The organism is Bacteroides sp. OM08-11, assembly GCF_003438665.1.
GTDB lineage: Bacteria > Bacteroidota > Bacteroidia > Bacteroidales > Bacteroidaceae > Bacteroides > Bacteroides cutis.
In genome coordinates this window covers 368341-383015 of the sequence record NZ_QSTJ01000002.1, presented here as the reverse complement: position 1 = coordinate 383015, position 14675 = coordinate 368341, and the positions used below count along the sequence as shown (strand labels likewise).

General features: G+C 39.6%; 15 protein-coding genes, 2 tRNA genes and 2 pseudogenes. 6 read left to right on the top strand and 13 right to left on the bottom strand.

What is annotated here, in order from left to right:
* Window positions 1-35: 35 nt before the first annotated feature.
* Both DXC10_RS05345 and DXC10_RS05340 read right to left on the bottom strand, forming a co-directional pair.
* Window positions 36-326: a DUF721 domain-containing protein gene (locus DXC10_RS05345; protein WP_101544745.1), complete on the bottom strand. Its 291-nt coding sequence runs from the start codon at window positions 324-326 to the stop codon at window positions 36-38.
* On the bottom strand, window positions 323-1453 hold the full coding sequence (locus DXC10_RS05340; RefSeq protein ID WP_101544743.1) for a DNA replication/repair protein RecF: 1131 nt from the start codon (window positions 1451-1453) through the stop codon (window positions 323-325). The genes DXC10_RS05345 and DXC10_RS05340 overlap by 4 nt, the downstream gene beginning before the upstream one ends.
* 160 nt (window positions 1454-1613) lie before the next feature.
* Here DXC10_RS05340 and DXC10_RS05335 point away from each other — a divergent pair, with 160 nt between their 5' ends.
* The 4 genes from DXC10_RS05335 (at window position 1614) to DXC10_RS05320 (ending at window position 3167) form a co-directional block, all read left to right on the top strand.
* Window positions 1614-2297, top strand: a complete 684-nt coding sequence (locus tag DXC10_RS05335) for a tol-pal system YbgF family protein (RefSeq protein WP_101544742.1) — start codon at window positions 1614-1616, stop codon at window positions 2295-2297.
* Between the two features lie 136 nt (window positions 2298-2433).
* On the top strand, window positions 2434-2928 hold the full coding sequence (gene ribH / locus DXC10_RS05330) for a 6,7-dimethyl-8-ribityllumazine synthase (protein ID WP_101544741.1): 495 nt from the start codon (window positions 2434-2436) through the stop codon (window positions 2926-2928).
* Window positions 2929-3002: 74 nt separating this feature from the next.
* A tRNA-Tyr gene (locus DXC10_RS05325) sits at window positions 3003-3085 on the top strand.
* 9 nt (window positions 3086-3094) lie between these two features.
* Window positions 3095-3167 (top strand) — tRNA-Gly (locus DXC10_RS05320).
* Between the two features lie 98 nt (window positions 3168-3265).
* Here the strand turns inward: DXC10_RS05320 and DXC10_RS05315 are convergent.
* The 3 genes and pseudogenes from DXC10_RS05315 to DXC10_RS05300 form a co-directional block, all read right to left on the bottom strand.
* Window positions 3266-4191, bottom strand: a pseudogene (locus tag DXC10_RS05315) (transposase).
* Between the two features lie 47 nt (window positions 4192-4238).
* Window positions 4239-4579: pseudogene (locus DXC10_RS05305) on the bottom strand (hypothetical protein).
* Window positions 4580-4631: 52 nt separating this feature from the next.
* Entirely contained in the window at window positions 4632-5012 is a 381-nt protein-coding gene (locus DXC10_RS05300; protein ID WP_233519877.1) for a hypothetical protein, read from the bottom strand.
* A gap of 167 nt (window positions 5013-5179) precedes the next feature.
* Between DXC10_RS05300 and DXC10_RS05295 the strand changes: the two genes are divergently transcribed.
* Window positions 5180-6064: a YitT family protein gene (locus DXC10_RS05295; RefSeq protein WP_117737465.1), complete on the top strand. Its 885-nt coding sequence runs from the start codon at window positions 5180-5182 to the stop codon at window positions 6062-6064.
* An 11-nt stretch (window positions 6065-6075) separates the two neighbouring features.
* Here the strand turns inward: DXC10_RS05295 and DXC10_RS05290 are convergent, their stop codons facing one another.
* From DXC10_RS05290 to truA, 4 genes are read right to left on the bottom strand one after another with little or no spacing between them, the layout of a single operon-like run.
* Complete coding sequence (locus DXC10_RS05290; RefSeq protein WP_187120670.1) at window positions 6076-6723, bottom strand: DUF3256 family protein; 648 nt, start codon at window positions 6721-6723, stop codon at window positions 6076-6078.
* Window positions 6724-6760: 37 nt separating this feature from the next.
* Entirely contained in the window at window positions 6761-7231 is a 471-nt protein-coding gene (locus DXC10_RS05285) for a GAF domain-containing protein (protein ID WP_117737463.1), read from the bottom strand.
* Between the two features lie 14 nt (window positions 7232-7245).
* Window positions 7246-8145, bottom strand: coding sequence for a DMT family transporter (locus DXC10_RS05280; RefSeq protein ID WP_101544737.1), 900 nt, complete (start codon window positions 8143-8145; stop codon window positions 7246-7248).
* A gap of 8 nt (window positions 8146-8153) precedes the next feature.
* A complete protein-coding gene (gene truA / locus DXC10_RS05275; RefSeq protein WP_117737545.1) occupies window positions 8154-8936 on the bottom strand; it encodes a tRNA pseudouridine(38-40) synthase TruA in 783 nt (260 codons plus the stop codon).
* A gap of 227 nt (window positions 8937-9163) precedes the next feature.
* Here truA and DXC10_RS05270 point away from each other — a divergent pair, with 227 nt between their 5' ends.
* Complete coding sequence (locus DXC10_RS05270; RefSeq protein ID WP_101544735.1) at window positions 9164-9850, top strand: DUF5715 family protein; 687 nt, start codon at window positions 9164-9166, stop codon at window positions 9848-9850.
* Window positions 9851-9883: 33 nt separating this feature from the next.
* On the opposite strand, the gene DXC10_RS05265 is transcribed toward DXC10_RS05270, so the two are convergent.
* From DXC10_RS05265 to DXC10_RS05250, 4 genes are all read right to left on the bottom strand, one after another.
* Complete coding sequence (locus DXC10_RS05265; RefSeq protein ID WP_101544731.1) at window positions 9884-11398, bottom strand: NAD(P)H-hydrate dehydratase; 1515 nt, start codon at window positions 11396-11398, stop codon at window positions 9884-9886.
* A gap of 195 nt (window positions 11399-11593) precedes the next feature.
* Window positions 11594-12580 carry a DUF4091 domain-containing protein gene (locus DXC10_RS05260; protein WP_233519876.1) on the bottom strand — a complete coding sequence of 329 codons (987 nt, stop codon included), beginning with the start codon at window positions 12578-12580 and terminating at the stop codon, window positions 11594-11596.
* A gap of 15 nt (window positions 12581-12595) precedes the next feature.
* Window positions 12596-12877 (bottom strand): hypothetical protein, encoded by a 282-nt coding sequence (locus DXC10_RS05255; protein ID WP_101544729.1) that lies wholly within the window; start codon window positions 12875-12877, stop codon window positions 12596-12598.
* A gap of 38 nt (window positions 12878-12915) precedes the next feature.
* The gene (locus DXC10_RS05250) at window positions 12916-14544 is read right to left on the bottom strand and encodes a sialidase family protein (protein WP_117737462.1); all 1629 of its coding nucleotides are present in this window, start codon (window positions 14542-14544) and stop codon (window positions 12916-12918) included.
* Window positions 14545-14675 lie beyond the last annotated feature (131 nt).

Below are 14675 nucleotides of genomic sequence, written 5' to 3'. Positions count from 1 at the left end.
AATTTACTAGCATAATATTGAAGTAACAATTCGTTCTACCTAAATATGATATTCGTAATTACCTGTGCCCCCACATGACGATTTAAATTATGTACCAACAGTTCTCTCCCCATCATCAATTCCTGACGTAGAGCAGCAGATGTCAGATGTACATAGAGTATCTGGTTCTTAATATAAAGTTCCCGAGTATAAGAAGCAATGGTGGGACCGAGTACTTCTCCCCACGAATTGATGAGCCGCCGTTCATTCAGAGGCGATTCCAGGCTTTCCTGACGAAGAAAAGTCCGTATCAATTTACCAATCTGTTCCGCATCATTCCGTTTCATTCTTCAACCTCCTCATTCTCGGCAATGATATCCATTTCCGACACAACACCTTGTTCTACGCGAAACATTTTATAGTCACTACCCACTTTATGCAAAATACGATCCAAATGTTCTCGGTTTGTATCTGTTATAAAGATCTCACCAAAGTTATCACCAGCCACCAACTTGATAATTTGTTCCACTCGCGAAGCATCCAGTTTATCAAAAATATCATCGAGTAACAGTAATGGTATGGTAGTTCCTGTACGCTTCAGGAAATCAAACTGCGCCAACTTCAAGGCCACAAGATAAGTTTTATTCTGTCCTTGTGAACCTTCTCGCTTAATAGGAAAATCCCCAAGTAGCATATTCAGTTCGTCCTTGTGTACACCACGAAGCGAGTATCCCATTATCTGATCGCGTGTACGACTTTCCTTCAAAACCTCCAACAAGGAAACATTACGCGCATGAGAATCGTAGGTCAAATCAACTTTCTCTTTATCTTGAGATATAAAAGAATAAAAAGACTGGAAAATGGGAATAAACTCCCGTACAAACTGCTCACGTTTACGAAATACAATTTCTCCCGTCTGTGCCATCATTTCTTCCCACACCAGAAAAAGTTCTTCTTCTACCGGCGTTTCGCTCTTCAACAAAATATTTCGTTGCATCAAAGCTTTGTTATATCGTATCAATGCATCCAAATACTCTTTATCATACTGGGAAATCACTACATCCATAAACCGACGACGTTCATCACTTCCTCCAGCTATCAATACTGCATCAGCAGGTGACACCATCACCAAAGGTATAAAACCTATATGGTCAGACAAACGGGTATATTCTTTTTTATTCCGTTTGAACTGTTTCTTCTGCCGTCGTTTCATTCCACAATAAATTTCTTCAGGGGTACCATCAGCAGCTTCATAAAATCCCTGAATAACGAAAAAATCAGCTTCATGCCTAATGTTCTGCGAATCGACAGGATTACCTGCACTTTTACAGAAAGAAAGGAAGTAAACAGTATCCAACAGGTTCGTTTTCCCCATGCCGTTCTGTCCGAAAAAACAATTCAGCTTAGGAGAAAAAGAAAGCTCTACCTGTTCCAAATTCTTATAATTGAGTATGGATATACGTTTCAGTATCATATAGCAACGATATGTTAGCTTGCAAAAATAGGAAGAATTTCGGGGTTTTCGGATGTAAAATAAAAAAAGATGCCGCTAAATTTCTTTGATAGCCATAAAAAACTTACTTTTGCGAGTCGAATTAACTATATACGAATAATAACAAAAAGAATATATAAAAATGGCAGAACAGAACAAGAAGAACGACGCCTTAAACGTGGAAGACGCACTCACACAATCTGAGGCATTTCTCATTAAGAACAAAAAAACTATCATCGGTGTAATTTTAGCTATAATTATTATCATAGCCGGTATAGTAATGTACAAAAACCTTTATGCTGCACCTCGTGAAGAAAAAGCACAAGCTGCTTTGTTCCAGGGACAACAATATTTTGAAGCAGATGCATACGCAGAAGCTTTGAATGGTGATAGTATCGGTTATGTAGGTTTCCTCAAAATTGCAGATCAATACAGTGGTACGGATGCTGCTAATCTTGCAAAAGCATACGCAGGGATCTGTTACGCTCACCTCGGTAAATATGAAGAAGCTGTGAAAGCATTGGATAGTTTCAGTGGCGACGATCAGATGGTAGCTCCTGCCATGAAAGGTGCTATGGGTAACTGCTACGCTCAGTTAGGTCAGCTCGATAAAGCAGCTTCTATGTTGTTGAAAGCCGCTGATGAAGCAAATAATAATTCACTTAGTCCTATCTACTTGAAACAAGCCGGAGAAATCCTAGTAAAACAAGGTAAATATGATGATGCTATCAAAGCATATACTGCTATTAAGGATAAATACTTCCGTTCTTATCAGGCAATGGATATCGATAAGTACATCGAACAAGCCAAACTGTTGAAGAAGTAATTCAGATTTTAGTATACACACCATATTATAGACACAGATTACACGGATAAACACGGATATGTCTAAACCGTGAATTCCGTATAATTTGTGTCTTTTTTATTCCACATTCAATTTTTAATTCTTAATTTAGAATATCATGGCAACAGCTTACCATAACCTTTCGGATTATGATTTTAATTCCGTTCCTAATGCTGAAGATATGAAATTCGGCATCGTAGTTTCCGAATGGAACTACAATATAACCGGTGCTCTTTTGAAAGGTGCCGTTGATACATTAAAAAAACATGGAGCCAAAGACGAGAATATCCTAATAAAAACAGTCCCTGGAAGTTTCGAATTGACTTTTGGCGCCAATCAAATTATCGAATACAGCGAAGTAGATGCCGTTATTGCAATTGGTTGTGTAGTTCGTGGAGACACCCCACATTTTGACTATGTTTGCATGGGAGCAACCCAAGGAATTACCCAATTGAATGCAAGTGGCGATGTACCAGTAATTTACGGTTTAATTACTACCAACACAATGGAACAAGCCGAAGACCGTGCAGGTGGCAAACTTGGTAATAAAGGTGATGAATGTGCAATTACTGCAATAAAAATGATAGATTTTGCTTGGAGTTTACAAAAATAGTAGTATCTTTGCACCGCAATTGAGAAACAAACCTACTTAATAAAAGAATTGGGTTTAAATTCTTAAGAGCAAAAGGGCAAATACCAGAGTGGCCAAATGGGGCAGACTGTAAATCTGCTGGCTTACGCCTTCGGTGGTTCGAATCCATCTTTGCCCACAAAAAACTGCGGAAGTAGCTCAGTTGATAGAGCATTAGCCTTCCAAGCTGAGGGTCGCGGGTTTGAGCCCCGTCTTCCGCTCTTAAGAGAAATCCTGATATTACTATCAGGATTTCTTATTTTTGTTACGCTGTTACATCATTTTCCGGATTAACGTAAGAATCTGAGGGATTTCGTTTTTATGCATATAATTTAGCGAGTCTGTACAAGAAAAATGCTTTATCTCTTACTCCTCTGAACTGTGCTCTGAACGCTTTGATTTTAGCATTAAATGATTCTGCTGCATTGGTAGCCCTTCTTTCAAAGAAGTTTATTATATTCAGATAGTGCGTTTGTATAGAGCGCGCTACCCTTCCAAAGGTGAGGAACCCCGATTTGTCTACTTCATCATACCACCTTGCAAGCCTTGTCAAAGCCATATCTTTAAACTTACACTGATGATAGATTGATCCTAACCGCATGGCCATATAATATCCTTTCTTTATATCGGGATATTCTTTAAATAGAATCTCGGCCCGTATCCTTTGAGACTGAGTCCATAGCGATTCTTTTTTGTAAAGCAGATAAATACTCCTTGCCGGTAACTGTTTTCTTGTATCTCCATTAGCGAAAACGGGCGCATGATACATCTTTCCGCAGGCCTTTGCGTAAGCTATCTGTATGGACTCTTCGTCCAAATCCTCCCAGCGAGCTTTCACACGTATCTCCTGAACCGCTTCATACACTAATTTCTGTGCATGGAACGATCCGTAACCCGTTTGGCAGCAGGGAAGCAAGTCCGAGCAATCTGTTCCATATTGGGAGGCATATCCAATGTTATCTCACGCACCTGGTAGCGGCGACGACGCGAAAGTTTAAGCAGGACAGAGTTAACCGTGCAAACATCCGTACCTTTAATGATACCAATAATACTGCCTTTACCACTGTGAACCTCTTTATTAATCAACACAGCATAGAATTCTCCACGGGATAGAGCCACTTTGTCGATGCAGACGTAGGCACCAAGGTTCTTCTCAAACAGGAGCCAGTTCTCTGCGTGAGAAAGCTGATCCCAGTGTAGGTAATCACTTAAATGGGCGATATTGACGTTCAAATAAATCCCCATCAACGCCATATAAAGTACCCAATAGCTTGCAACTGATCGGATAATTATCAATATAGTTCTTTTAAAAAGGACGCAAAGTCTTGCGTCAATCGAGTACCCTCAGCCACCATACGCCAGTTGCGGGAAATATACCATTGCTGCTCTTCAAAATCCAACGACGACGAAGGAAGTTCAAAAAGACTTTCTTGCCACGAAGAGGAAAGTCTTGAACAACAATAGGCTCATAAAACCCTTTACTTTCTGTTTCTTGAACAGCATACTTCTCGGGGATCTGATTCCTCTCCTCAAGATATATGAAAACTTCATTCACGCTTTCCTTCACATCAACAAGATCAAAGTAATCCAAAGTTCCTTCAGGAAGAAGAAGGTGATAACCATTTAACTCCATAAGCAATTAATTTGGAGACAAAGATTACAATTTATAAATTTACCCCTCAGGTTTATTCATTGATCCAATAAACAGGTTTCAATTCAGTTACGTTATTATGAAACCACTCATCCAACTTAGCCTCCACCCTATCTTTTATCTGAGGAGTAATATACTTTTTTACTTTCCTATAAGCATAGACAGCTGCAATCCCCTTACCCATCATAAAGATTTGCCCCAAGACATCATCTATACTGGTAGGAAATACTATAGCGATTAAGGCAAACATTATATTTGTCCGTTCACTTTTAGGAGTAGTTTCAGCACTCATCACATAATAGGTTATAAGCACAGGACGACCAACTACCTGACCCACATTTTTTATATATTCCTCTACTTTAATACGGATTTCATCCATTGAATAATTCAATTTCATTATTTTATTCAGTTTCATATTTCTATTTTTTATTTATTAGACGTAAGAAAAAATACTTTGGTTGCATAAGTAGTTATTTTTTTTCAAAAGTAAGAAACAAAGAAAGTAACGCCTTGCAAAGAATACCTTGATAAAAAAAACCTTATCTTTGCAGCCGATTTTAAATGATTAATAACAAACTACAAATGAATGTAATAATTCCTTCTCGACAGAACACATTTCGTGAACTGAGAGATTATTTAATGATTGCCGTAGGCATGGTTATGTATGGTATCGGATGGACAGTATTCTTACTGCCTAATGACATTACTACAGGCGGTGTGCCAGGTATTGCTTCCATTGTCTATTTCGCAACAGGACTACCTGTACAATACGCCTATTTCGCCATCAACTTCTTATTGTTACTACTTGCTATCCGAATTTTAGGGTGGAAATTCAGTATCAAAACTATCTTTGCCGTATTTACGCTAACGTTTTTTTTATCACTCATCCAAAAACTGACCATAGGCGTACAATTATTACATGACCAACCTTTCATGGCCTGTGTCATCGGTGCATCTTTCTGTGGAGGTGGTATCGGAATCGCATTCTCCAACAACGGCAGTACTGGAGGAACGGATATTATTGCAGCAATTATCAATAAGTATCGCGACATCACACTGGGTAGAGTAATGTTAATCTGCGACCTGATAATTATATCATCTAGTTACTTTGTGCTGAAGGATTGGGAAAAAGTAGTATATGGATACGTCACCCTGTATATCTGCAGCTTTGTGCTTGACCAAGTAGTGAACAGTGCCCGCCAATCGGTACAGTTTTTCATTATCAGTGATAAGTACGAAGAAATTGCTAAACACATCCAAGTATATCCTCATAGAGGCGCTACTGTAATCAACGCCTCCGGTTTTTATACGGGAAAAGAAATAAAAATGTTATTCATTCTCGCCAAGAAACGGGAATCCACTATTATTTTCCGATTAATAAAGGATATAGATCCCAATGCATTCGTATCACAGAGTGCAGTCATTGGAGTATACGGAGAAGGATTTGACAGAATTAAAGTAAAGTGATAGAGTGAAGGTTATGGGACTATAAATTTTCCCTCTTTCCAAACATAAATCACAGGACGGCGGAGAAATGGTTTTAGTTTTTCTGCCGTTGTTTTTTCTATATAATCAGGAGTTGTAAAGGTAAAAGTCAACGTAATATCTTTTGCAGAAAGATCAGCTTTCATCAACAACATATCTGCCTGACGCCGAGCATCCTGATAATCATAAAGATCTACCGTATCAGGGGCATCCATTATGAAGTCATCCATCACAGGAAGTATGGGCAGATAAGCTCCGGTAGGTAACTCTTTCCAATCAGTAGTATAGAAATGAACATCACTATCACAAGCTGGAGCACCAACAGTAGAAACAGTACATATAATCTTTGTACTATCATTCACAGCAAGTAATTTCATCTGCCAGGTACTCTGAGGGGTCATCTGCATATGGATATAATCGGGAGTCAATTCCGTCATCTCTGATTTACCGCCAAAACGATTGGTTACTTCCGCTTTCATTTTACTCTCTAGAAAATCTATACAATCTGCACGATTGACGGATGTAAGCAGTGGACTCATAGAATCAGGCATATTGATAAAATAACTCTTCGCCTGTTGAGCCTGCAAAGAACATATCCATATAGTAGTTAAAAACAAAAAGATTATCGACTTTTTCATTATTTCATTCATTACATATTATCAACTACAAATTGAAATTTCACAACCAAGTACATAATTTCTCCAGAAAGCGCACATCTATTTCGTTGAAGCTATTCAATTTCTCACTATCTACATCAAGAACACCCCATACCTCACCATCCGGACCAACAAGTGGAACTACAATTTCTGACCGGGACAGCGAGCTACATGCTATGTGTCCAGGAAACGCATCAACATCAGATACAACCAAAGTTTCAGCTTTCGCCCACGCCGTTCCACAAACTCCACGCCCTTTACGAATGCGCGTGCAGGCTATCGGTCCTTGAAAAGGACCAAGAACCAACTCTTCTCCCTTCACAAGATAAAACCCCACCCATAAAAAGCCGAAAGTCTCTTTCAGTGCAGCCGACACATTTGCCAAATTGGCTATTAAATCCTCTTCGCCAGTAAGCAAGCCATTTATTTGAGGAAGTAGAATAAGATATTTATCTTCTTTGGTGCCCTGACTGATGTAGAAATCCTCTGCCATAACAATATGAAATTTTATTTATTCCCCAAATATAGGAAGAACATTCCAATCAACACTAAAATGAGGTCGATGGCTTTACTTTTTAAATTCTTTTCACGGAAAAAAAGAGCACCAAAAAGGAAAGATACTACTACACTACCACGACGCACCATAGAAATAATAGAAATCATAGAATCTTGATAACTCAATGCATAGAAATACGCAAAGTCTGCCACACAAAGAAAAATAGATATACAAATGATAGTCCAGTCCCAACGGAATGACGTGCTCTCTTTCCGTTTGGGATACCATAACAGAAGAATGATGGGGCACATGATAAACACCTGATATACATTATACCAAGATTGTACCAACATCGGATTGAACTGTTTCATCAGATATTTATCATATAGTCCACTGACAGCTCCAGTTATTGCGGCGAGTACAATAAAAAAGATCCATTTGTTATGCTTGAAGTCAATGCCTTCTTTCTTTCCGGAACGACTCAGCATAAAAAAAGACAATACGGCAAGCATCACACCAATCCATTGATATAAATTCAATCTTTCACCGAAAACCAGCATCGCACCCACTAACACCATTACAGGACGTGTTGCATTTATCGGGCCGACAATAGTAAGTGGTAAATGTTTCATACCAAAATAGCCGAATATCCAAGAAGAAAGTACGATAAAAGATTTAATAACAATATATTTATGTACTTCCCATCCCACAACAGGAACATCAAACATCGTACCTCCTAAGACCGAAGGCATAAAAGCAGAAATCAATATGAACGGAAGAAATACCAAACTCGAAAATATTGTGTTCAGGAATAAAACGGGAAGCACAGCATTATCACGGAGCGACTGCTTCTTAAAGGCATCATAGAACCCCAGCAACGCCGCTGAGAGAAAAGCAAGTAATAACCACATTCGATTAATTAATAATTGATAGTTGATGATTGTCCATTATTCATTAAAAATATTTCTTCAGGATAGGTTACATCTACCAAAAACAACGCATTTCCGGGGACAGAAGTTCCGGCCCGGCGACGGTCTTTTTGTTCAATGATACGGCGAAAGTCCTCAACCGTGAGTTTACCACGACCTACTTCGAGCAGAGTACCTACGATAGCCCGCACCATATTACGCAAAAAACGGTCGGCGCGGATGGTAAATACCCAGGTGACTTCGTCAATCTGAGTCCAGGCGGCATGCATTATCTTGCAATTATTGGTTTTGACATCCGTATGCAGCTTGCTGAAACTGGTAAAGTCGGTATAATCAAACAATGTCTGCGCTGCTTCATTCATACGTTCAAAGTCGGGAACTTGAAAAAGGCGGCAACGATATTGACGGTCAAAAGGTATCTTGGAAGTCGTAACGTAGTACTTATACATACGCGATGTAGCATCAAAACGAGCATGTGCTTCAGGTACTACCGGCCGCAAACGATAAACAGAAATATCAGGAGGCAGAAGACGATTCAGCTTATCGGCCATAAAAGTGGTATCCAAAGGTACTTCACTATCAAAATGAGCTATCATCAGAGAAGCATGTACACCGGCATCCGTACGTCCAGCCCCTACAACTTCTACTTCACGACGTAATAAGGTTGCAAGTGCTTTCAGCAAACATTCCTGTACACTCACCCCATTGGGTTGAATTTGCCAGCCATGATAGGCTGTACCGTCATAAGCCAAATAAATGAAATATCGTTGCACGTTCTCTTTCTGATTTCTTTTGAAGTATAAAAACGGTACAAAGATAGTGTAAACCAAAGGCAGAATAAAATAAGCTTGATGTTTTTTTATGCTAAGGTACAACCCATCTTACAAAAAGGTATGAAAAGCCACGCAAAAAGCAGTAATCTATTCTGATAGTTTCAAGGGTTTAGTTTATCTTTGCAAGAGATTTCACCACAAATTACACTAATCTACATAAATTAGAAATGAAGATACATTATAACCACCGCATTCTTTCCTTCATATTATTAGCCGGTATCGTATTCACTTCCACTCTTACCGGATGTAAAAAAAAAGATATGTCACTCAAATTGAACGAGCCACATAATATCCATGGAGTTATCAGTTATAGACGCTCTTTCGGAGATCTGAATGAAAAGCATCTGAATATAGCTAAAGTTGTCGGTATCCGTCCACTCGTCTCACGCGAAGAAGCAGAGAAAATGAAAGAAAAGCTAAAACATATCACGACAAATGAACTGTATGCAGTCGATTCATTGACCCACTCTATTCCCTTTCTTATTCCCGGAGCAGCATCTTTGCTGGATACCATTGGAAGTAATTTTCTCGATTCATTAGTTGCCAAAGGTTTAAATCCGAACAAGGTCATCGTGACCTCTGTCCTTCGCACCCAAGATGACGTTAAGCGCCTACGTCGCCGTAATGGTAATGCATCAGCCAACTCTGCTCATTCCTATGGTACTACGTTTGATGTCAGTTGGAAACGTTTTCAAAAAATAGAAGATGAAGACGGTCGCCCATTACAAGATGTAAGTGCAGATACTCTAAAGCTTGTTTTATCTGAAGTTTTACGCGATCTGAAGAAAGCAGACAAATGCTACATCAAATATGAGCTGAAACAAGGATGCTTCCATATTACGACAAGAAAATAAAAAAGCTATAAAGTGACAAGGTGTAGGGGGACGTTACTCTTCCAACATCCTCCATGCCAACGGCAAACAACTAACGATATCTCCTGCCGTCATACTTATTGTTCCCTGCTTCTTACAGGCAATATCTCCTGCCAATCCATGCACGTATGTAGCCAACAAGGCGGCTATTTCGGTTTTATAGCCTTGTGCCAAAAGAGCCAATGTTACTCCGGTAAGTACATCACCACTACCTCCCGTTGCCATCCCCGGATTTCCTGTTGGATTGAAATAACATTTTCCTTCAGGGGTAATTACTGCAGAATAGGCACCTTTCAAGATAATATGTACTCCAGCTGTTTTTGCCAGTTCACGCGCTTTCATCAATCGCTCATAAGAATTTTGACATTTACCAACCAAACGCTCCAACTCTTTGGGATGTGGTGTCAGAATACTACCTTTAGGCAAACGTCCGATATAACTACGACGTTCTCCCAAAATATTTAAAGCATCAGCATCTACTACCATTGGGGTTTGACAAGAATCAATCTGTTCAAACAGAGCGGATTCGGTTTCAATAAATCTTCCCAAACCCGGACCGATACCTACTGCCTGATAATCATCCGTATCTGTGGGTAAAGTGAAACAAGTTTCACTGATATCTAGTTCTGTCATAGCCTCAGGCACAGAAGTCTGTACTATAAAATTATTGCAAAAAGGTACATGTACAGTCAACAAGCCTACTCCAGAGCGCAAACAGGCACGAGCAGCAAGTACCGAAGCTCCCGCCATACCCTGTGAACCTGCTATCAATAAAGCACGACCGAAGTTCCCTTTGTGCGCAAATTTATCACGAGGTTTCAATAGTTCTGACATATCTTCGTTTTCCAACAGATAGAAATCAGTCTCCGTATCTTTAATGCCCTCCTCACTCAGTCCGATATCCAATAATTCCCATTCACCGACATATGCTTCATTTTCAGCAAAAAGGAACGACAATTTCGGTAATTGCAAGCTCAAAGTCAAATCAGCACGAATAATATTAGCTTGTACATTATAAGTATTATCTTCTCCCATCAATCCAGACGGAATATCAATAGAAATCACTTTAGCAGACGAAGCATTAATATATTTTACCACAGCAGCAAAACCACCACTCAAAGCCTTATTCAACCCACTACCAAACAGACCATCAATCACAATATGCTCTTCAGTCAACATCGGAGGTACAAATTGAGAAGTCACTTCATGCAAATCTACTCCCGCAACATTCACTAATCGTTCCTTGTTTATTTCACAATCCGGTGATAAAGAGCCTTTAGTATTAAACAGGTAAACTTCTAGTTTATATCCTTTTTCAGCCAATAGACGAGACACTGCCAATGCATCTCCACCATTATTCCCCGGTCCGGCAAAAACCATAAAAGGAGTATCCGAATTCCAGCGTTCAGAAATACTCCTTACCAATGCCTGAGAAGCACGCTCCATCAGATCGATAGAAGCAATCGGTTCATTTTCTATAGTGTATGTATCCAGTCCTTTTATCCTGGTAGTAGGAAAAATCTTTTTCATTACAAGTCATTGAATTAAATCACGAACAAAGGTACAAAAAATCCAGGAAGAAAGATACAGGGCAAAAACAAGTAAATGATAATTTTAAAGTGATAGAGCAATAACATGACTATGCGACTATTTTTCTAACTATACAGATGTACTGTCAGAGCAGCGTCCCATCATCACCTTATCACTCTACCATTTTTAGTATTCTTATTTATTTAAATACTCACTCAGTCTATTGATATTTTTCTGTAAATCAATTTTATTGATGCGATCATAAGCAAACGGTTGCAGTAAGTTACGTATATTCCGACTATGTTTGTCCTCAGCTTTCAACAACTGTACTTTCTCAAACATCTGTATACCTTCAATCAACTTTTCAAAACGTACCGAAGAATTATTCTCCGGATATACGATGTAAGTATCACCTCCCGCCCAAGCAGTAAAACGGCTATCCTGAAAAGGCGATTTTACCCAACTATTGTATGCCCAACGCAAATATCCGTCTAAGTTCCGTTCTTCAGCAATCAAAGCAAAAGAAGTCGCTTCGACAGGTTGTGAGAAAGTAAAGGTATTAGGGAAAGGCTCCGTACAGCAAGTATAGAAAGTAGTTATTTTACCTTTAGCGCGACGGGCATCTATCGCACCTTCAGGATATTTATCGTTATATCCAATACAATAATCATAGATTTCATCATCCAACTCCTCATGATAAGTTCCTGCCAAGGAGATCTTGAAGTCCGGATCAGCTTTTCGTATCACACGTAAAGCAGCTTTCATACTTTCAGCTGGACGCTCATCCATCGCGATAACAGTATGGTCAAACCAACCTTTCGACTTCAAGTGCGCTGCAAATACACTTAATTTAGATACCCAATAATCATCAAAAGCAGAATCATTCACATTGAATTTACGGTCAACCATGGAGTTTGTACCCTGATCATAATACCGGAAAGTCAAATTCCAAGGAATGACAGAATAACAATAGATATAAGGACCGACCCCACAAGATGTCATAAATTCTATCCAACGATCGAACAAAGTAAAATCGTATATCCATGAACCATCTACCCGACGGATTTCAATTATCATATTTTCAAAATAATCATAAGTTTGCCCATTCCAGGGTTTATGGGTCACAGAAACCGTAATGCCACGCTGTCCGGCCTTTGCCAAACGCTCCATCAACGGACGCATGGCATTAAATGTTCTTTACTCCATAAAGGGACTTCCGCCATACGTGCCACGGCAACGCTCACCTCGCCAACCGGTCAGCGTCAACCGTTTTACCAAGCCGGAAGTAGACGGACAGCCAAACTTATCTACTTGATTGTTCGTTGTAGTCCAAGTAGCATACAATTTCTGAGGAATTCTATTCCAAGCTACATCTTCAGAATGAGGGACAGACAATTCTTCTTGAGCATTTGCATTATCTAACCCGAAACCGAGCAGGAGAATAAGAATACAAAAAAATGAATAAAAAAATTTCTTCATAGTATATAATATAATGTATATAGTAGTTTTTATCAAGTTCAACGAATAAGATCCTTCAATTTTACAGTTTGGAAAGTCATTTGTGCCACACTACTCTCATATAAAATACCTACTGTTTCAGCATCAACCATCGTTAAGCAGGAATATCCCCAACTCTCATCTTCATCCAACATTATCTGATGTTCGGGCAACCACGTCACTCCATTATCCAGACTCGCCTTGATAGTAATATGGTGCCGTCCTTTGGTGGTATCCGGATTTGAGAAAAGCAAAATATCTCTCTTCAGGCAATTATCTTTTGCCTTCACGCTGATAAGGCTTGCCATACAAACCGGTTCACGCAATGCACTGCGTGAAGACGAGTGTTCAATCCAAGTTTCACCCAAATCTTTAGTGATACAAACAGCACGACTCCCCCCACGATTATCACGCATATTCAGCATCAGTATCCCCGGTTCTATTTCCACGACCTGAGCTTCGGTGGTATTGCTACGAGCAGGATTATGTATTTTCCAGTTCTTGCCACTGTCTTTGCTGTACATGACACCGGCATGCGGCATTCCAGCCGAATCTACAAACTGTATAGGAAACACCAAAGTACCATCTTGCATGGTAATTCCGCGACCGGGACCTTGGAAAAGAAGGCGCCAGGAAGGATGTTTCACCTGTTTGGTAATATTTATCGGGGCAGACCATGTTTTACCATCATCCGTACTCTTAGCCAATACCAGTTGCCCCGTATGCTCTTTATCCATACCTTCTACCGAATGGAAGAATGCACGTTGATTTCCCATTCCATGTGTCCATAAAGCGATAATCCAGATACTATTATCTTTATCATTTACCAATATTGCCGGATCTCCTACTCCATTTTGTGCACTCGGAAGCCCACCGTCTTCACCAAACGCCAAAGGAATTCTCATCTTTTCCCAGCTTTGTCCACCATCTATACTGCGGCTCAAGCCTATGTCAACATGTTCCTGCAAATCCACACTGTTATTATAACGGACATCGTACACTGACAGTAGCGTCCCTTTCTTCGTTGTTACTAACCCCGGAATACGATAGGCAGCAACTCCATCATCCCCTGCATGACGTACACCTGTACCCATACGATGCTCTATATCATCCGCAGAAACTACATTAATAGGGGCAGATACCCCATCCAAAGATACAGAAGTCAATTTCACCTTCAACTTATCCGTTAAAGGAGTAGTCGGCTTCATCTGCAAACTGATCCAGAAATAATTGATACCTGGATATAAGTTCTGTTTTCCTTCTAACACGACTTTCTGCTCCGGCTTTTTAACTTCCGACTTTAATATAGAATAAGAAGGTAGGGCAGCCATCGTCTTACCGGGTGTAAAATTAGTCATATAACCCATCGGCGCAAAACGATTTTTACTCATGATATTACGGCTCTCAGTACCTCCATAATACAACTTCACAGCTTGAATATCCACTAAGTTAGTCCCATCCTCAAAGTTCAGGACTATTTCATCCAACTGATGACTGTCACGGGCATCGAGCCGGAGATAATAGAGAACATTATCCTGACGCTCAATAAGGATAGGAATTTGTGTTTCACGAACATAAACCGTATCAGCAGCATAGACCGATAAAAAAACACTCCCGATAAAAGATAATAATAATAATAATCGCTTCATAGTTCTTATATATTAATGTGCGACGTAAAGATAGCAATTTTAGTAATACAAGACATAATAATCAATCTTTTTTTTATTATAAATCTCACATTTCGCTAATTATAGTTAACCTTTTGCTTTTAAAGCTATCA